The following is a 15,793-nucleotide window of genomic DNA, read 5'->3' on the forward strand; positions in this document are numbered from 1 at the left end:
TCCTCACACACTCCTCAAATAACTTAAGTATCGGAGCACCCCGAAAAGGGGAACTCCTCGTTCACCGTGAACACCCCGAAAACAGCAGAAGAAGAAAAAGAAACCCTACCGAATCAGAAGACTCAGATCATCGAAGTGAAAGAGTCCCACTCAGAAGTGAACAACCACTCAAACCCCTCAATACCTCCCCGGACAGAATAATCAGCCCCGGGGAAGCACTCAACATCGACGGAATCAACAGCATCCCGAAGCACCTGAAGCCGAGTCAGAAGCACCCGATCAGCATCAAACCGATACGAAGTATTAGTCTCATAATCAGCGAGTCGGAACAGACTGGAATCCCGCTTATCAATATCCAAGGAACCCCAATCCATACCGACGTGAGTCACAGTCTCATCAACAACGATCTCGTCACCCGTGTGCTCAACGTCGTCGCTACTGACGACGAACCACTCGTTCTCCACCTGAAGAAACACCATCTCCACGTCAGGACCAACACCAGCACCGAACGAATCCCGCATATCAGCGAGCGTCCGCGTACACGGCGTATCAACAACGTACGACGGAACACTCACACCAGTCACCAACTCCACGTCAGGACCATCAGAGACGCTCTCCAACAGACTCAGCCGCCGGTCACACACCGTCCCAGTCGGCACGTCAACGAACTCGACTTGTGACTTCGGAAGCGACGCACTCGTGAGCTTGCCGTTAAAGGACGCGCTCACTAACTGGGACCCGTTGCTGAGTCGGCGAACCTCTTCTACGATGATTGCTTTCCCTGTCTCGTGCTTGAGTTCACCAACCACCCACATGTCCTCGTTGTTGCGGCTGAATCCACGGTCTTGGACAAGCCACGCAGGCACACTAACGGCCACCGCATCATCCCCGTACATGTCGTACACGGAAGCAGTAGCGGCTAACTGCTGGTCTCTGTGCAGACGCATTCCTTCCAACGCATCCTGCCAGTCCGTGGGTAGCACGTCGTCAGGATTCAGCACAGTCTGTTCATTCTCTTCCTTGTCAGACTCCGACTCACGGGTGTCACCCCCATTCTCGTCGAAGTCGTTGAGTGTAAACTGACTCATACCTACACGTAGCAGCCCCACCTTTTAATACCTTACCCGCGCACGCAAGGCTACTGTCTAACGGTTACGCCCAAGAAGAAAGCCCCGACTGAGAAACGTCACCAGAAGCCGGAACATCGTAATTACACCACAAAACCTCCGTACGCTCCGAACCAGACTGACCAGCCTGAGCACGAGTCCCACGCTCAACCCGAGACCACCCAGACAACATCCCCTCGTACAAATCAGACGTGTACCCGCTTATCGCCACGTCACCCTCCACATCAGACAACACCTCCAACAGTTCGCGGTGATCTTCTACACCCATCTCATTCTCACCATACTCACCACCCGTCGAACGCGTCTCCGCCATATAAGGCGGGTCAAGATAAAACACGGTGTCAGGACTATCGTACTCCTCAATCACCGCAACAGCGTCCCGAGACTCAATCCTGACACCGTCTAAGCGTTCAGCCGCCGAATCAAGTTTGCTAATGTGGTTCCGCCACCGCGAAATCGAACCGGCCATATCACTATACGATTCTCGCCGAACAAACGAGAACTGTGACTCCACGGCAGACAACGCCAACCCTGCGCGTGCCTGATTACACACGGTGAAGAATAACCGCGCTTTCTCAACTTCATCAAGTCCGGGATCGTCGTGATGGTTGAGCGCGTACTCATACTCTTCACGAGAGTATGGGGTTAGTTGTAGCGCCCGAATCAGGTTGTCCGGGTTGTCACGCAGAACACGGTAGAAGTCTGTCAGAGACTCGCTCAAGTCGTTGTATACGTCTACGTTTGATGGTTCTCGATGCAGTAGTATCGATCCCGAACCCCCGAACGGTTCGACGTAGGTGTCAGACGTTGGGAGCAGTGGAAGAATCCATTTTCTATGGCTTGTCTTTCCACCGTACCATGATATTGGTGTAATGTTGTTTGGTTGACTCATATCACATATTAGCAGCCTCATCCTTTAGTACCTTACCCGCGCACGCAAGGCTCAAGTGACTTCACACCCTACTCTTACACAGGATTACAATGACGAGTAAGAACACAGAAGAACGCACACGAGACACGGAAAGCGGGAGGTTCGAGAGTGAGATCAGTAAAGAGCAGGTTCGGATGGCCGTCATGGCTCACGCAGACGAACCCATGACCACCAGCGACGTACACGACACCGTTGGAGGTAGCCGTCGAACCGTTCTCCACTACCTGCAACAACTCGCGGAGAACGACGAGATCAGCGTGAGGAAACCCAGCGAAAACTACGCGCTCTGGTCACGTCCCAAGCACGTCGAACAGGAGAACGACGTTGAAACCGATGGCGGAACCCACCGTGTTGACGCAGTAAGCGCGGACGAGTTCCAGTTCTGAACCCGGTAGAACAACATCTTCACACAAAACCCCGTAAATCCCTATGTCAAATAGGCGTATCCCTATGTCTCACAAGATTCTCAAGTGATAATGTTGTTGTGACCCCCGAACGGCGAAAAACGATGGGGGGACGGGGGGAGGCGTCAAACACGAAACCCACGGTAGAGGCCGTGAGGCCGCCGTTCCGTCTCTCGCCAACACGTCAGGCACCCTAACGTGTCAACTCGTTGGGAACAACTTTGCCCCCCATATTATTATATAACTATTTATTTCATAGATGTATGTATGTATGTAAGTGAAGAGAGTATATTACGGATGAAAACCTATGTAAGAAATAGGGATGTTTATGTGGATAGCGTGTTTTTGTTCAAACGCATATGAGTCAGCGACGAAAGGCACGAGGAATCGTGCAAAGCGACGACGTGTATCAGCAAGCAAAAGAATGGTGCGACAACCACGGCTACCAGATTGGTGATTTCTATGAGAACGCGGCGCTAATCGCCCTCGGGCGGCGTGATTCCGTCCCCGGAGAGTTCTTAGATTTGGTGGACGAGAACGGCGTAGAAAAGAAACTTGACGCCCTTCTGGACCATCACGGTATCAGCGGTGACGGCGACACCCCCACCCCGGGGGAGGGGGACTCTTTTTCGCCGGTAGAGGGTCACAACAACATTTCTGACGACGACGTTGAAGACGACGAAGTTGTTCAAGGAGAAGAGCAGGAGGACGACGAGACTGAAGACGTGGGAGAAACTGAGGAGATCAGCGACTTGGTTGAGGCCGCGAAAGAGTCGGGCGAAGCGTTCAGTTGGGACGAGATGAAGGAGTGGGCGGCTACCGTGCAGTCTATGGACGACTCCGAGCGTCGGAGTGTTCGGCTGCACCCTGACCGCGTTGGCGAACTTAAGAAGTCACGGGACGCGCTGATGCCCGTGTTCTACGGCCTTATCGCGCACGAGCAGAACGAGAAGAACATGCCGTGGTATCCTGTTGAGCGGGTGAAGGACCTGATGCGGGAGTATTACCCGGACGAGAACCCGTCCGAGAATACGTTGTTCCGGCGGTCTGATGCGTCCGGGAATTACTATGATAATCTGTGCTCGGAAGGGTGGTTTGTGACGAATCCGCGTAACAACGTGATTTCGACGAGCACGGAGAGTATCCGTAAAAAGATGGATGAGTTGCTGGAGACAGGTATTAAGGATTATGTGGATGAGGTTCAGCACGACGATTCGATGGGGCGGAAGAAAGAGTGGGCTGAATCCAAGCCTGAGTCTTACGGTGGGCAGAACCCGGATTATTATCGGACGACGGCTGGCCGTATGTGGGCTGAGTGGTTCGAGATCGCCGCTAAGGTGCTGGATGATGAGGAGGTGAAGGAGAACCGGAATTCGTCTGTGGAGACGTATGAGGCGGTTCACGAGCATGTGCGGTGGGCGGCGTACACCGCTCTGAGCGACAACGTGGAACAGCGTGAGTATGACGTGACGAAGCGCCCTGAGACGCGTGAGGAGAAGGAGCAGCGTGAGGAGAAAGACAACCGGAGTGATAAGTCGCGTCAGAAGTCGAATCTGATTACGATGTAACTGGTTTTGGTGGTTGGCGTTCGACAGGACTTCTCGGTTTTGTAGCGGTTATATTTCTATGATTTGGTGCAGCGAGCAGCCGCAGCCGTGGGGCTGCTCGTGATATTGGTGATGCCTGCGTTTTTCTGCTTTGGGAACGAACACCGTGGGTAGGATGTGGCCGCTTGACTGGTCTGAGCTAAAATCGAAGACCGTTAGACGTGATGAAGGCCGATGCCGTGAGTGTGAGGAACCAGTCGAGTACGTGGCGTACGAGAAGTGACCCCCGGAGTACGGTTGGGGGACGAGTAATCTTGTGAGTCTGTGCGGGGTGTGCGCCGAAAAAAGTGCAGTTCGAAGCGGCCCGTGTCACCGATGCGGCAAAGATTGCCTAATCGGGTGACATTGGCTCAATCGTTCGAAAACATCTGGCGCATCATCGGGTGCATCTCCATGAGCTGCTCCTCGGCGATCTCCTCGTACAACTTGTACGTGATAGAGACCGTCAGCAGCAGGCCCGTACCGGAGACCTGCCCGATGGTGCCGAGCATGTTCGCCCCGACGGCGAGCAGGCCCACGAGAGCACCGCCGATGACGGTGACCTGCGGGATGTACCGCTCCAGCACCTTCTCGATGACGCCGGGCGACTGGCGGAACCCCGGAATCTGCATCCCGGAGTTCTGGATCTGCCGGGCGGTCGCCTCGGGACCCATGTCGGTGGTCTCCACCCAGAAGATGGCGAAGATGGCGCCACCGATGACCATGAACGTCAGGTCCACGCCGATGCGGACGAGGATGTCAAGGGTCCGGGGCCCGAGCGCCGGGATCCAGTCCTGCGGCGAGTAGATGGGCGCGAGGTAGTAGAACAGCCCACCGGTCGGCTCGGCGATGCCGCCGGCCGTCGTGTAGGTGCCCAGCCACGCGGGCATCCCCTGCCACTGACTGTTGAGGATGCGCCCGAGGAACTGGACGTTGGCCTGCAGCGCCCGGACAAGGATCATCGGCAGGACGCTAGCGTAGATGAGCTTCACCGGGAAGCGGCCACGGGCGCCCTTCACGCGGGCGTGGCTCAGCGGGATCTCCACGCGGACCGACTCGGCGTAGACGACGATGCCGAAGATGGCCAGCGTCGTGAACAGCGCGATGATCTGGCCCTGCTGGAGGAAGATGTCGTTGAGACCACCGGGCGTGAGCGGGCTCCGGACCTGCACCGCGCCGGTCAGGATGCCGACCCACGTCGGGAAGAAGCCGTTGTAGTTCGTGCCGAGCGCCTCCCACGCGAACAGCCCACCGATGAGCCGCTGGGAGACGCCGGCGATGATGAACAGCCCGATACCGGACCCGACGCCCCACTTCGAGATGACCTCGTCCATGAACAGGATGAGGAGCCCGCCGACGAAGATCTGGGCGAACATCAGCCACTTGACCGTGGCGACGCCGTACTGCTGGGCGAGCGCGGGGCTCACCGGAAGGAAGTTCCCGGCGAACACCATCGGCAGCCCGGTCAGCACGACCATCACCACGACCAGGAGCTTCTGGAGCCCCTGGTAGAGCGCCTGGTCACGCGGGTTCTGCGTGTCGAGGCCGAGCAGGTCGGCACCGCCGAGCAGTTGCAGGACGATGGACGCCGTGACGATGGGTCCGATACCCAGCTGCAGGATGGTTCCCTGTCCTCCCGCGAGGATGGTGCGGAACTGCCCGAACGCGTCGCTCCCGGCACCGCCCGACGGCAGGCCGTAGAGGAACACGTTCGTCAGGAAAAAGTACAGCACGAGCACGCCGGCCGTCCAGCCGAGCTTTCGGCGGAACGGCACGTGACCCTCGGGACGGGCCACTGCGGGCATGCGCGTGAGTACCGGTTCGGCGGTCTCCTTCCAGCCCATGATATCTACTCGTTGTCCTCGTCTGCCGTAGGTTCTTCGGCCGCCTCGTCCTCGGATTCGGCGCGCTCGGCACCGCGCTCGGAGAGCACGGCCTCGCCGCCCGCGGCCTCGAGGGCCGCCTCGGCGTCGGCCGAGAAGGCGTCCGCGGTGACCGTCAGGGCACCGTGGACCTGCCCGGCACCGAGCACCTTCACCACGTCCGCCTCGTGGCCGTCCTCGACCACGTCGCGGGCGTCGATGGCGTAGCCGTCACCGTCCGCCTCGGCGAGCCCACGTTCGGCGAGGACGATGGCGTCCTCGTCCAGTTCGCGGACGTTGATGGTCTCGACCACCTCGTCGGTCTTCTGGGGGCGCTTGAACCCACTCTTGCCACGCGGCGGGTAGAGCGCCTTCTCGTGCTTGTCGCGGCCGGCACGGCCACGGCCACCGCGGTGACCGGCACCGCGTCGCTTCTTGTGCGAGCCGCCGCCGTGGGTCCGCGAACCGCGCTGTCGTCGTTTCTTGGACGTCATTATCGCATCGCCTCCAGCAGTTCGCTGATGTCCTCGGTCTCGTGCTTGCCGAGCTGGCCACCCTCCTTCGTCGGGTGCTTGATGCCGTCGTGGCCACCACGCGGCGGGTGCAGCCGGAGCGTCGGGGAGAGCCCCTGCTCGCGCAGGGTCGTCTCCTCGGCCAGCAGCGCCTCGGCCAGCGCGTCGAAGTCGTCGTAGTCGGTGTGCTCGGCGAGCCACGCCTCGTCGACCTCGGCGTCGCCCTCGGCGGGCTCGGCCCGCTTTCGCAGCACCGTCGCGACGGCCTCCTGGGTGGGCGTCCCGTGCGCCACCCAGTCGTTGACCTTCGTGATCATCCCACGGTAGGTGGGCGTCTCGGGCACGAGCACGCAGTGGTTCACCTTGTGCAGGTTCAGCATCCCCAGCGTGTCTCGGACCGCCTGACTCTGGTTGACCTCACCGCGGAGCTGGACGAGCGCCTGCATCACTCCGACACCTCCTGCGTGCGGAGCGAGCGCGGGCCACGGGCCTGCGAGGCGTTCTCCAGCGCCGTGTAGGTGGCCTTCGCGAGGTTGAGCGTCGTCCGGGTGTTGCCGAACGACTTCGTCCACGCGTTCTCGACGCCGGCGAGTTCCAGCACCTTCCGGACGGTCTCGCTCGCGGCGAGTCCGAGTCCGAGCGGGGCCGGGATGAGCTCGACCGTCACCGAGCCGGCCTTGCCCTTCGTGCGGCGGGCCAGCGAGTGGGGCTGGTCGGAACGGTCCTCCCAGGAGCCCGAGCCACGCTCGACCTTGATCATGTTCAGTTTCGCGATGCCGATGGCCTTCTGGATGGCGCCGCCGACCTGGTCGTCACGCCCCTCGGCGTAGCCGACGAAGCCGTCGCGGTTGCCGATGGCGACGACACACCGGAACTTCACCCGGCGGCCGGAGTCGGTCATCCGCTGGACCATGTTGATGTCGAGCACCTCGTCCTCCAGCCCCGGGAGGAGCTGGTCGACGATCTCGGGCTCCTTCAGCGGGAGGCCCGAGTTCAGTGCCGTCTCCATGTCGCTTATCTCTCCCTCCGCGACCTTGCGGCCGAGGCGGGTCTGCGGTTCCCAGCCGTGACTCATGCTGTCTCCTCCATGATTCGCTCTCGTACCTCGTCGAAGTGCTCGGGGAGCGTGGCCGCGTCGAAGTCGCCGCTGTACAGGCCGTCCTGCATCTCGGCGTACTCGGCGATGTGCTCACCGCGCGTGCGTTCCCACTCCGCGAACACGTCGTCGTTGTGCGGGACCTCGAGCCCCGCGTCGATGGCACCCTCCTGCACCGCGAACACCTGATTGCCGGGGGTGGCCGTGTTCAGTCCGATGTCGAGGACCGCCTCCTCGAGACCGGCCTCGACGGCACGCACACCGGCGAGCAGTCCCGTCAGGTACGCCGCCGGGAGGTTCGAGGTCGGTGCCTCCCAGCCGTACTCCGACAGGTCCTCGCTGGACGCGGCCGCCACCGTCTCGTCACCCTGCGGGCCCGCGAGTATCAGCTGCGCCCTGACGTGCCGGTTGCTCTTTCGAGCGACCAGGCGGGGTTTGCCGGATTTCAGCAGGCGCAACCGCTGGTGGTAGTTGGTCCGGGCCTCGCGCCGACGCCGCATCGGCACCTTGTACCGGGGTCCGGTCGCCATCAGTTCTCACCTCCCAGTGCGTCGACGTCGTAGTCGTAGTTGTTCCGCATGTATCGTTCCAGGTCCGCGACGGAGTCGAACTCGCCACCCGAGGCCATGTTGTACAGCTCGCGGTAGGCCGAGCGGTCGAGGCCGCCCTCGTCGCGGTGGGACTTCAGGGCCTTCCGCTGCGCGCGGATGCGGCTCTGCCAGTCCTGCTTCTTGTTCTGCCGACCACCGGCCTTCCCCTTGCGGGAGCCGGCACCCTTGCGGTGGCCGTACGCTCGCTTCTGCTGTCGCTCGCGGGCCCGTCCACGGGAGTTGCCGCGGGCCGTCTCGGCCCGGATGGCACCCTCGTCGACGAGTTCGCGGATGTCCTCACGCGTGATGGCGTCCGCGATGTCCGCCTGCGCGTCGTCGTCGAACCGGACGCGGTTCTTCCCGACACCCAGGACGTCCGCGGCCAGTCGCCGCTGTGCTCGCAGGTCAGTCATTGTTCAACCTCCGTCTCGTGGTAGGTGGGGTTCAGCACCCGGATACCGGCCTCGTCGGCCTCCTCCTCGAGGGTCGCGCGCTTGCGACCACCGACGGTGCTGGCGATGCGGGCCGCCTGCGTCTCCGGGTCGATCGCCTCCAGGTCGTCGAGGTTGTGCACGAGCACGTCCTCGAACCCGGAGGGGTGCAGGCCCCGGACCGCCTTCGGCGTCCGGAAGCCGGCCTCGACCTTCGGGCCACGCGATTTGAGGCCCTTGCGCTGCTTCGAGAGACCACCACGCGGGCGGCGCCACGACGTCGGCGTCCGCTTCTTCTTGTGGTAGTCCTGCCGGAAGAACTGCGGCTTGCCGATGGTCCGACGCTCGGTCAGCAGGCGCTGCTCGCGCTCGCTGAGGTCCGGCGTCTTCTCCGTCAGCTCGGCGGAGACGTACTTCGGGACGTGTTCGGTCTCGACGTCCTCGTCGAGTTCCTCGTCCTCGACCTCCGGCTCCTCGTCCTCGACCTCTGCCTCGGTCTCCTCGGAGACCTCGAGGCCACCGACGTCGGCCTTGATACGCGCGGCGAGCGCGTTGCCGATGCCGGAGACCTCCGCGAGGTCGGACTGGGAGGCACGCTTGACGTCCTCAACGGTCTCGTAGCCCGCCTCCTCCAGCGCCTCGGCCTTCGCCGGGCCGACGCCGCTGATGTCGGTCAGTTCCTGCGGCTCGTCGTCCGCCATCAGGCCTCACCTCGCTGGGGCTTCTCCGTGATGTAGACGCCGTCCTGGAACACGCGGGTGTCCTTGTCGTTCACGCGGGTCATCTGCTCGATGCTCGCGGCCGTCTGGCCCACGTCCTCGATGGACGGGCCCGAGATGGTGAGTTCCTCGCCGTCGACGTCCACCTGCGTGTCACCACGGATGGTGACACGACGGGGGTGGCGCTCGCCGAGGAAGTTCTCGATGACGACCTCGCCGTCCTCGGCGCGGACCTGCATCGGGAAGTGTGAGTAGAAGACCTCCATCTTGTACTCCCAGCCCTCGGTCACACCGTGGATCATGTTGCGCACGTGGCTCTCGAACGTTCCGACTGTGGCGTTCGTCTTCGCGTCGGTGGCTCCGGCCGTGATGACGACCGCGTCGCCCTCGACGTCGACCGTCACGTCCGGGAACCAGAGGCGGCGGGTGACGCTGCCTTCCGGTCCGGAGACGGTCACGTCGAGGTGGTCGACGCTCGCGTCCACGTCGTCCGGAACCTCGATTCGTGTTTCTTCACTCATTGTCAGTATACGTAGGCGAGCACCTGGCCACCGATGCCCTGTTCGCGGGCCTCGTAGTGGCTCATGATGCCCGAGGAGGTGGTCACGACGAGCGTCCCGTAGTCGCGGGCGGGGAGGAACCGCTTCTCCCACTTCTCGTACTCGTCGGCGCCCGCGGAGTACCGGGGCTTGACCGCGCCACACTGGTTGATGGCGCCTTTCAGTTCGACCTCGAACTTGCCGGCCTTGCCGTCCTCGACGCGGGTGAACCCGTCGATGTACCCGCGGTCGTAGAAGACCTCGAGGATGGAGCCGATGACGTTCGAGGCGGGCTCAACGGTCTGGGTCAGGTGGCCGACGCGCTCCGCGTTGTCGATACCCGAGAGCGCGCTGGCCAGTGGGTCGTTGTCCGCCATTGTTAGCTGTACTTCTTGAAGCCCATCCCGCGAGCGATCTCGCGGAAGCACTGTCGGCAGAGCCAGATGTCGTACTTGCCGACGAGTCCCTGCTCGCGCCCGCAGCGCTGGCACTCCTGGACGTCGCCGGTTCGCTTGGCCACCTGCTCTCCGGTCTCGGTTTCTGTCTCGCTCTCGCTCATTCTGACACCTCCACGTCGTACTCGGCCTCGAGGTACGCGACGGCGTCCTCGGCGTTCAGGCGGTGGGCCTTCGGGATGCTCCGAGCGACCTTGTCCCGCTTGCGAACGCGGTAGCCGGGGCGGACGAGGTTGACCGTCACGTCCAGCCCGTAGATCCCGATGTTGGGGTCGTACTCCTGACTCGGGAAGTCGGTGTGTTCCTCGACACCGAACGAGAAGTTGCCGACCTGGTCGAACTGCGAGGCCGAGAGCTCGACGAGCGGCAGCGTCGTCTCGAGGAACTCGTGGGCCTCCTCGCCGCGAAGGGTCACCTTCGCGCCGATCGGGTCGCCCTCGCGGACGCCGAACTCGCCGACGGTGTTCTTCGCGACGGTCCGGACCGGCTGCTGGCCCGCGACCTCCTCGAGGATCTCCTCGGCGTTCGCCAGCTCGCGACCGCCCTCACCGACGCCCATGTGGACGACGACCTTCTCGACGCGCGGTTGGCGCATCTCGTGGAACTCGGCGCTCTCGCTCATTCCTCGGTCACCTCCTCACTCTCGTCGGAGAGGTCCTCGGTCTCGACGGTCTCGCCGTCCTCGTCGGACGTGAAGTTCTCGTCGATGACGACGACGTAGTCCTCGACCGTCTCGAACCAGCCGTCGTCGGTCTCCACCCGAACGTTGTTCGGGGAGGAGGAGGCCGTGACGGTGATCTCCTCGATCTCGCCGATCTCGCCGGCGTGCGTGCCGGCGACGGCGGTCACCAGCGCACCCTCCTCGTAGGGGAAGTGCGCGACGACCTCGGCGGTCTCGTTGTCGACGACGATCGAGTCCTTCGGGCTGTAGGCGCCCTCCTCGGTCGTCAGCGTCTGGCCGTCGTGGAGCGTGAGCTGGTAGACGCCGTCGCCCACCTGCTGTTTGCCCACGACCTTGCCGAGCTTCGACCCCGCGCTGTCCTCGTCGATGGGGGACAGCGCCAGCCGTCCGCCCTCGTCGGGGAACACGCGGTAGAACTCCTCGCGCGCTGCGAACGCGACGATGTCGAACATCCCGATGGGACGCTCCTCGTCGCTCACGGCCTTGCCGTTGACCAGCACCGAGTCCTGGCCGAGCGCGTAACGCGCCTCCTTGCGCGTGTCCACGTAGCCGAGGACGTCGCGCAGCAGGATGAGCAGGGGAACCCCTGCCTCACCGTGTGGGCCGGCGTCGGCCTTGACGGTGAACGTGTTCGTCTTGCGCTCGATGGGCCACGACTTCGGCACCGAGAGTCGCTTCTGGTGTCGGGTCATTCGTCGTCACCTCCGAGTGCCTCGAGCCGCTCCTCGCGGCGGTCGTCATCGAGGTCGAGCTTCGTGACGAGCAGGTTCGAGGCGTCCAGCGGACGCGGCACCTCCTCGCCGTCTGCCTTCTCCAGCGTCACGCCCTCGACGTGGACGACCGCCTTCTTCAGGTCGACCGTGGCGACCTCGCCGGTCTCGCCGGCGAAGTCACCGCGCTGGACCTCGACGGTGTCGCCCACGTTGACGCGGACGCTTCGCGTGCCGTACTTCTCCCGGAGGTCCTCCGAGAGGTGCGCGCGGACCTGGTCCTGCTTCTCGTGGAGCGGGGCCCGGCGCTGTCGGGTTCGCTGTTTGGATGGTTGTCGTGTCATACTATCATCGTCGCGGTGGACGCGATGCTGCCGAACCGCTCGGCCACCTCCCGCGCGATGGGACCTTTCATCTCGGTCCCGCGGGGGTTCTGGTCTTCGTCGACCACGACCGCGGCGTTGTCCTCGAACTTCACGCGGGTCCCGTCCGGCCGGCGGAACGGCTTCCGCTGGCGGATGATGACCGCCGGCAGCACCTGCCGGCGCATCTCCGGGGTCCCCTTCGTGACGGAGACGGTCACCAGGTCACCGAGCCCCGCTCGGGGGTGTCGGTTCTTCGTGCCGGAGTAGCCGGCGACGGAGATGACCTTCAGCTCGCGGGCACCGGTGTTGTCCGCACACACGATGCGCGAGCCCTTCTCCAGTCCGGGGGTGACGTCGGCGTTGAGTGCCTCCATCAGTCGTCACCTCCCTCCTCTGAGACGCGTTCGATGACCACGTGGCTCTTCGTCTTCGAGAGCGGTCGTGTCTCGCCTATACGGACCGTGTCGCCGACCTCCAGTTCGAGGCAGGGCGGGTGGTGCGCGGATACCCGCGACCGACGCTTCATGTATCGGTCGTACTTGGGTACCTTGACGTCGTACTCCCGCTCGACGACGACGGTCTTGTCCATGTCTGTGGAGGCGACCCGGCCCTCGATGGTCTGTCCCCGCACGCCGAGCGTGCCGTGGAACGGACAGTTGGGGTCCGTGCAGGTCTCCTCCGGTTCTGGTACGTTCAGTCCTATCGCCATTTCGAATCACCTGTGACTTCGGTCCGTCGGGCCGGGTCTGCCACGAGTCGAGCGCCCTCGACGGTGACGTACGTGCCATCGTCGAGTTCGAACTCGAACGTGCAGTCGGCCTTCGGTACCTGCATCCGAGACGCCCCGATGAGCAGGGTGTTGCGGGTCTCGTCGACCACGTCGCCGGCAACGCCGACGTACCCCTCGTGCCGGGCCTCGACCACGCGGACCCGGAGGCCCGCGAGTTCGTGCCGGGGGAGCGTCTCGGCGGTCAGCACTACGACGACACCTCCTCGGCGTCGTCGAAGTCGCCCTCCTCGTTCTGGATCGTCTTGATTCGGGCGATCGCTTTCCGCAGCTCGCCGACGCGGCCCGGGTTGTCCGGGGCGCCACCGGCGGCCTGCACCGCGTTCGCGTTGAGCAGCTCGGTCTCGAGCTCCTCCAGTTCGGCCTCTCGCTCGGCCGGCGTCATGTCGCGGATCTCCGCAGCGTGGAGCACGGTCATTCTTCCTCGTCCTCCTCGTCAGCGGCGTCTGCGTCCTCGGCCTCGTCCATCTCCTCCATCAGGTCGGCGGCCTCCTCGTCGGCCTCCTCGCTGACCTCGGACTCGATGGCCTCGTCGACGGCGTCGAGGTCGTCGCCCTCCTCCTCGGCCTCGGACGCCTCGTCCTCACCGGGCAGGTCGGGCTCCTCGATGACCTCCTCGTCGTCGAACTCGGGGACCTCCTCGTCGTCGAACTCCGCCTCGACGTCCGGAGCGTCCTCGACGTCCACGTCGCCCTCGGCGGCCGCCTCGGCCTCCGCGAGCAGCGCGTCCACGTCGCCCTCGGGCTCCTCGATGAACTCCTCGACGTCGACGTCCTCGTAGACCTCGAAGTCGTCCGGGAGCTTCGCGTTCGGCGGGATGATGCGGACCTGCACGCCGATGGTACCGAGCTTCATCACCGCGACACCGGTGCCCCGGTCGACGATCTCGTCGGCCGGCTCGCCGTTGTGCTTGATGTAGCCGCGGTTGAACTTCTCGACGCGCGAGCGCGCACCCGTCACCTTCCCGCTCAGGATGATCTCGGCGCCCAGCGCGCCCGAGTCCATGATGCGGTCGATGGTGGTGTGGCCCGCCTTCCGGAAGTACCAGCCACGCTCGAGCGCGTTGGCCAGTCGGTCCGCGACGATCTGTGCGTTCAGGTCGGGTTCGTCGACCTCCTGCACGTCGATCTGCGGGTCGTCCAGGTCGAAGCGCTCCTCGAGCTGGGTCGTGATCTTCCGGATGTTCTTCCCGCCCTTGCCGATGACCATCCCGGGCTTCTCGGCCTTGAGCTGGATCTGCGTGCCCATCGGCGTCTTGGCGACGTCCATGCCACCGTAGCCGGCGCGGCTCAGTTCCTCGTGGAAGAACTCGTCTATCTTCGTCCGCTGGATACCGTCGTGGATGAACTGCTGTTCGTCTGCCATTATTCGGTCACCTCTTCGAGGACGAGTTCGACGTCGACCTGCGGGGTGTTCCAGGCGCTCGCGCGCCCGAAGGCACGCGGCTTGCGGCCGGGGGACTCCCCGACCTTGTGGGCGGCGACGTGCGCGATGCGCATCGCCTCGCCCTCGAACCCCTGGTGGTCGGCGTTGTTGACGGCGTTCTCGAGCAGGTCGAGGAACGCCTTCGAGGCCTTCTCCGGGTAGCGCCCGGCGTCCCAGCCCTCGATGTCCGAACGGTGGCCCACGCCCGTGTTGTGGGACCGGAACGGCACCGAGCGCTCGCCCTCGACGACCGCCTCGAGGTACTCGACGGCCTCGCTGGCCGTCTTGCCCTTGATCTCGCGGGCGATGGCCTTGCTGTGCTTGTGGGACATGTGCTTCTCCCGGAGCATCGCTTTCGCGGTGGTCTCGGGGTCGGCGTCCACTGAGTAGTTGATTCCCATCGTTATATCACTTCAGTGGCACGAACTTCGAGGAGCGGGTCGCGCCGATGCCGGCCTGTCCGTGTTCGACCGACGACCGCGTGAGCTGGAACTCGCCCAGGTAGTGCCCGATCATCTCCGGCTCCACCTTGACGCGCTCGAACTCCTGTCCCGTGTAGACGGCGAACGTGAGCCCCACGAACTCCGGGAGCACGATCATGTTCCGCAGGTGCGTCCGGATGGGGTCGTTGGCCGTCTCCTCCTCGGTCCTGGCTCGGGCCGTCTCGAGCAACTTCTCCTGCTCGACGGTGAGCCCGCGCGTGATGGTTCGCCGCTGTCGTGCGGGGAGCAGTTCTGCGACCTCGTCGAGCTCCATCTCCTGCAACTCGTCGAGCGTGTGACCGCGGTACGTGAACTCCTCGTCCTTCTCGCGGCCGATCTGGTACTCGCTGCTCATGATTTGTCTCGACCCCCTTTGCCGCCGCGACCGGTGCGCTTGCTCGCGATGTCACCGACCTTGCGGCCCGGCGGGGCGTTCCGGGAGATGCTCTTGGGCTTGCCGGGGTGCTGGCGGCCACCGCCACCGAACGGGTGGTCGACGGCGTTCATCGCCACACCACGGACGCGCGGGTACTTCGTCCCGCGAGCCCGCATCTTGTGGTGCTTGTTCCCGGCCTTGACGAACGGCTTCTCCGTCCGGCCACCGCCGGCGACCACGCCGATGGTCGCCCGGCAGTCGGGCGACAGCCGGCGCATCTCGCCGGACGGCAGCTGGACGACCGCCACGCGCCGGTCGTGCGTGAGCAGCGTCGCGCTCACGCCCGAGGAGCGGGCGAACTTCCCGCCGTCACCGGGCTGTCGCTCCACGTTACAGACCGGGATCCCTTCCGGGATCTCGGCCAGCGGGAGCGTGTTCCCGGGCTTGATCTCGGCCGTGACGCCGACCTGGATCTCGTCGCCCACGGTGATACCCTCGGGGGCGAGGACCAGTCGGCGGTCCCCGTCGTCGAACTGCACGTCCGCGACCGGGGCCGACCGGGCGGGGTCGTGCTCGATGCCGACGATCTCACCGCGGATCAGGTCGCCGTCCTCGGCCTTGCGGTGCGACAGTTCGGCCTTGTAGCGGTGCGAGGGCGCACGGAACGTGGGCCCACCGCGGCCGCGTCGTTGTCCCTGGATTCTGCGTCCCATC

Annotated in this window: 25 protein-coding genes; 2 read left to right on the forward strand and 23 right to left on the reverse strand. The window is 63.8% G+C overall.

Features of this window, described 5'->3' with window-relative positions:
• Window positions 1-122: 122 nt before the first annotated feature.
• A complete protein-coding gene (locus N0B31_RS10290; RefSeq protein WP_260643778.1) occupies window positions 123-1,088 on the reverse strand; it encodes a hypothetical protein in 966 nt (321 codons plus the stop codon).
• A 64-nt stretch (window positions 1,089-1,152) separates the two neighbouring features.
• Window positions 1,153-2,019, reverse strand: coding sequence for a DNA adenine methylase (locus N0B31_RS10295; protein ID WP_260643779.1), 867 nt, complete (start codon window positions 2,017-2,019; stop codon window positions 1,153-1,155).
• An 89-nt stretch (window positions 2,020-2,108) separates the two neighbouring features.
• Between N0B31_RS10295 and N0B31_RS10300 the strand changes: the two genes are divergently transcribed.
• Window positions 2,109-2,444 (forward strand): hypothetical protein, encoded by a 336-nt coding sequence (locus tag N0B31_RS10300; protein ID WP_260643780.1) that lies wholly within the window; start codon window positions 2,109-2,111, stop codon window positions 2,442-2,444.
• 407 nt (window positions 2,445-2,851) lie between these two features.
• The gene (locus N0B31_RS10305; RefSeq protein WP_260643781.1) at window positions 2,852-4,030 is read left to right on the forward strand and encodes a hypothetical protein; all 1,179 of its coding nucleotides are present in this window, start codon (window positions 2,852-2,854) and stop codon (window positions 4,028-4,030) included.
• 389 nt (window positions 4,031-4,419) lie between these two features.
• On the opposite strand, the gene secY is transcribed toward N0B31_RS10305, so the two are convergent.
• From secY to N0B31_RS10410, 21 genes are read right to left on the reverse strand one after another with little or no spacing between them, the layout of a single operon-like run.
• Window positions 4,420-5,892: a preprotein translocase subunit SecY gene (secY, locus tag N0B31_RS10310; RefSeq protein WP_260643782.1), complete on the reverse strand. Its 1,473-nt coding sequence runs from the start codon at window positions 5,890-5,892 to the stop codon at window positions 4,420-4,422.
• A 5-nt stretch (window positions 5,893-5,897) separates the two neighbouring features.
• On the reverse strand, window positions 5,898-6,404 hold the full coding sequence (locus N0B31_RS10315) for an uL15m family ribosomal protein (RefSeq protein WP_260643783.1): 507 nt from the start codon (window positions 6,402-6,404) through the stop codon (window positions 5,898-5,900).
• Window positions 6,404-6,868 (reverse strand): 50S ribosomal protein L30, encoded by a 465-nt coding sequence (locus N0B31_RS10320; RefSeq protein ID WP_260643784.1) that lies wholly within the window; start codon window positions 6,866-6,868, stop codon window positions 6,404-6,406. The genes N0B31_RS10315 and N0B31_RS10320 overlap by 1 nt, the downstream gene beginning before the upstream one ends.
• Complete coding sequence (locus N0B31_RS10325; RefSeq protein ID WP_260643785.1) at window positions 6,868-7,497, reverse strand: 30S ribosomal protein S5; 630 nt, start codon at window positions 7,495-7,497, stop codon at window positions 6,868-6,870. Before N0B31_RS10325 ends, N0B31_RS10320 begins: the two co-directional genes overlap by 1 nt.
• Complete coding sequence (locus tag N0B31_RS10330; RefSeq protein ID WP_260643786.1) at window positions 7,494-8,048, reverse strand: 50S ribosomal protein L18; 555 nt, start codon at window positions 8,046-8,048, stop codon at window positions 7,494-7,496. The genes N0B31_RS10325 and N0B31_RS10330 overlap by 4 nt, the downstream gene beginning before the upstream one ends.
• On the reverse strand, window positions 8,048-8,521 hold the full coding sequence (locus N0B31_RS10335) for a 50S ribosomal protein L19e (RefSeq protein ID WP_260643787.1): 474 nt from the start codon (window positions 8,519-8,521) through the stop codon (window positions 8,048-8,050). The genes N0B31_RS10330 and N0B31_RS10335 overlap by 1 nt, the downstream gene beginning before the upstream one ends.
• Window positions 8,518-9,240, reverse strand: a complete 723-nt coding sequence (locus N0B31_RS10340) for a 50S ribosomal protein L32e (RefSeq protein ID WP_260643788.1) — start codon at window positions 9,238-9,240, stop codon at window positions 8,518-8,520. Before N0B31_RS10340 ends, N0B31_RS10335 begins: the two co-directional genes overlap by 4 nt.
• The gene (locus N0B31_RS10345; RefSeq protein WP_260643789.1) at window positions 9,240-9,779 is read right to left on the reverse strand and encodes a 50S ribosomal protein L6; all 540 of its coding nucleotides are present in this window, start codon (window positions 9,777-9,779) and stop codon (window positions 9,240-9,242) included. Before N0B31_RS10345 ends, N0B31_RS10340 begins: the two co-directional genes overlap by 1 nt.
• Before the next feature lie 2 nt (window positions 9,780-9,781).
• Window positions 9,782-10,174: a 30S ribosomal protein S8 gene (locus tag N0B31_RS10350; RefSeq protein WP_260643790.1), complete on the reverse strand. Its 393-nt coding sequence runs from the start codon at window positions 10,172-10,174 to the stop codon at window positions 9,782-9,784.
• Between the two features lie 2 nt (window positions 10,175-10,176).
• Window positions 10,177-10,356, reverse strand: coding sequence for a 30S ribosomal protein S14 (locus tag N0B31_RS10355; protein ID WP_260643791.1), 180 nt, complete (start codon window positions 10,354-10,356; stop codon window positions 10,177-10,179).
• Complete coding sequence (locus N0B31_RS10360) at window positions 10,353-10,874, reverse strand: 50S ribosomal protein L5 (protein ID WP_260643792.1); 522 nt, start codon at window positions 10,872-10,874, stop codon at window positions 10,353-10,355. The genes N0B31_RS10355 and N0B31_RS10360 overlap by 4 nt, the downstream gene beginning before the upstream one ends.
• Window positions 10,871-11,626, reverse strand: coding sequence for a 30S ribosomal protein S4e (locus tag N0B31_RS10365; protein WP_260643793.1), 756 nt, complete (start codon window positions 11,624-11,626; stop codon window positions 10,871-10,873). Before N0B31_RS10365 ends, N0B31_RS10360 begins: the two co-directional genes overlap by 4 nt.
• Window positions 11,623-11,988: a 50S ribosomal protein L24 gene (gene rplX / locus N0B31_RS10370; protein ID WP_260643794.1), complete on the reverse strand. Its 366-nt coding sequence runs from the start codon at window positions 11,986-11,988 to the stop codon at window positions 11,623-11,625. Before rplX ends, N0B31_RS10365 begins: the two co-directional genes overlap by 4 nt.
• The gene (locus N0B31_RS10375) at window positions 11,985-12,383 is read right to left on the reverse strand and encodes a 50S ribosomal protein L14 (protein WP_260643795.1); all 399 of its coding nucleotides are present in this window, start codon (window positions 12,381-12,383) and stop codon (window positions 11,985-11,987) included. The genes rplX and N0B31_RS10375 overlap by 4 nt, the downstream gene beginning before the upstream one ends.
• The gene (locus tag N0B31_RS10380; RefSeq protein ID WP_260643796.1) at window positions 12,383-12,718 is read right to left on the reverse strand and encodes a 30S ribosomal protein S17; all 336 of its coding nucleotides are present in this window, start codon (window positions 12,716-12,718) and stop codon (window positions 12,383-12,385) included. The genes N0B31_RS10375 and N0B31_RS10380 overlap by 1 nt, the downstream gene beginning before the upstream one ends.
• Window positions 12,709-12,987, reverse strand: coding sequence for a ribonuclease P protein component 1 (locus N0B31_RS10385; protein WP_260643797.1), 279 nt, complete (start codon window positions 12,985-12,987; stop codon window positions 12,709-12,711). Before N0B31_RS10385 ends, N0B31_RS10380 begins: the two co-directional genes overlap by 10 nt.
• A complete protein-coding gene (gene rpmC / locus N0B31_RS10390; RefSeq protein WP_260643798.1) occupies window positions 12,987-13,214 on the reverse strand; it encodes a 50S ribosomal protein L29 in 228 nt (75 codons plus the stop codon). The genes N0B31_RS10385 and rpmC overlap by 1 nt, the downstream gene beginning before the upstream one ends.
• A complete protein-coding gene (locus N0B31_RS10395) occupies window positions 13,211-14,161 on the reverse strand; it encodes a 30S ribosomal protein S3 (protein ID WP_260643799.1) in 951 nt (316 codons plus the stop codon). Before N0B31_RS10395 ends, rpmC begins: the two co-directional genes overlap by 4 nt.
• Entirely contained in the window at window positions 14,161-14,622 is a 462-nt protein-coding gene (locus N0B31_RS10400; protein WP_260643800.1) for a 50S ribosomal protein L22, read from the reverse strand. Before N0B31_RS10400 ends, N0B31_RS10395 begins: the two co-directional genes overlap by 1 nt.
• A 7-nt stretch (window positions 14,623-14,629) precedes the next feature.
• Window positions 14,630-15,058 carry a 30S ribosomal protein S19 gene (locus tag N0B31_RS10405; RefSeq protein ID WP_260643801.1) on the reverse strand — a complete coding sequence of 143 codons (429 nt, stop codon included), beginning with the start codon at window positions 15,056-15,058 and terminating at the stop codon, window positions 14,630-14,632.
• Window positions 15,055-15,792: a 50S ribosomal protein L2 gene (locus N0B31_RS10410; protein ID WP_260643802.1), complete on the reverse strand. Its 738-nt coding sequence runs from the start codon at window positions 15,790-15,792 to the stop codon at window positions 15,055-15,057. Before N0B31_RS10410 ends, N0B31_RS10405 begins: the two co-directional genes overlap by 4 nt.
• Between the last annotated feature and the right edge of the window lies 1 nt (window position 15,793).

Origin of the sequence: Salinirubellus salinus, from assembly GCF_025231485.1 — an archaeon.
GTDB classification, from domain to species: domain Archaea; phylum Halobacteriota; class Halobacteria; order Halobacteriales; family Haloarculaceae; genus Salinirubellus; species Salinirubellus salinus.

Coding starts and splice junctions, on each gene's coding strand:
- N0B31_RS10290 (WP_260643778.1), bottom strand. CDS start 1,088: ATGAGTCAGTTTACACTCAACGACTTCGACGAGAATGGGGGTGACACC.
- N0B31_RS10295 (WP_260643779.1), bottom strand. CDS start 2,019: ATGAGTCAACCAAACAACATTACACCAATATCATGGTACGGTGGAAAG.
- N0B31_RS10300 (WP_260643780.1), top strand. CDS start 2,109: ATGACGAGTAAGAACACAGAAGAACGCACACGAGACACGGAAAGCGGG.
- secY (WP_260643782.1), bottom strand. CDS start 5,892: ATGGGCTGGAAGGAGACCGCCGAACCGGTACTCACGCGCATGCCCGCA.
- N0B31_RS10315 (WP_260643783.1), bottom strand. CDS start 6,404: ATGACGTCCAAGAAACGACGACAGCGCGGTTCGCGGACCCACGGCGGC.
- N0B31_RS10320 (WP_260643784.1), bottom strand. CDS start 6,868: ATGCAGGCGCTCGTCCAGCTCCGCGGTGAGGTCAACCAGAGTCAGGCG.
- N0B31_RS10325 (WP_260643785.1), bottom strand. CDS start 7,497: ATGAGTCACGGCTGGGAACCGCAGACCCGCCTCGGCCGCAAGGTCGCG.
- N0B31_RS10330 (WP_260643786.1), bottom strand. CDS start 8,048: ATGGCGACCGGACCCCGGTACAAGGTGCCGATGCGGCGTCGGCGCGAG.
- N0B31_RS10335 (WP_260643787.1), bottom strand. CDS start 8,521: ATGACTGACCTGCGAGCACAGCGGCGACTGGCCGCGGACGTCCTGGGT.
- N0B31_RS10340 (WP_260643788.1), bottom strand. CDS start 9,240: ATGGCGGACGACGAGCCGCAGGAACTGACCGACATCAGCGGCGTCGGC.
- N0B31_RS10345 (WP_260643789.1), bottom strand. CDS start 9,779: ATGAGTGAAGAAACACGAATCGAGGTTCCGGACGACGTGGACGCGAGC.
- N0B31_RS10350 (WP_260643790.1), bottom strand. CDS start 10,174: ATGGCGGACAACGACCCACTGGCCAGCGCGCTCTCGGGTATCGACAAC.
- N0B31_RS10355 (WP_260643791.1), bottom strand. CDS start 10,356: ATGAGCGAGAGCGAGACAGAAACCGAGACCGGAGAGCAGGTGGCCAAG.
- N0B31_RS10360 (WP_260643792.1), bottom strand. CDS start 10,874: ATGAGCGAGAGCGCCGAGTTCCACGAGATGCGCCAACCGCGCGTCGAG.
- N0B31_RS10365 (WP_260643793.1), bottom strand. CDS start 11,626: ATGACCCGACACCAGAAGCGACTCTCGGTGCCGAAGTCGTGGCCCATC.
- rplX (WP_260643794.1), bottom strand. CDS start 11,988: ATGACACGACAACCATCCAAACAGCGAACCCGACAGCGCCGGGCCCCG.
- N0B31_RS10375 (WP_260643795.1), bottom strand. CDS start 12,383: ATGGAGGCACTCAACGCCGACGTCACCCCCGGACTGGAGAAGGGCTCG.
- N0B31_RS10380 (WP_260643796.1), bottom strand. CDS start 12,718: ATGGCGATAGGACTGAACGTACCAGAACCGGAGGAGACCTGCACGGAC.
- rpmC (WP_260643798.1), bottom strand. CDS start 13,214: ATGACCGTGCTCCACGCTGCGGAGATCCGCGACATGACGCCGGCCGAG.
- N0B31_RS10395 (WP_260643799.1), bottom strand. CDS start 14,161: ATGGCAGACGAACAGCAGTTCATCCACGACGGTATCCAGCGGACGAAG.
- N0B31_RS10400 (WP_260643800.1), bottom strand. CDS start 14,622: ATGGGAATCAACTACTCAGTGGACGCCGACCCCGAGACCACCGCGAAA.
- N0B31_RS10405 (WP_260643801.1), bottom strand. CDS start 15,058: ATGAGCAGCGAGTACCAGATCGGCCGCGAGAAGGACGAGGAGTTCACG.
- N0B31_RS10410 (WP_260643802.1), bottom strand. CDS start 15,792: ATGGGACGCAGAATCCAGGGACAACGACGCGGCCGCGGTGGGCCCACG.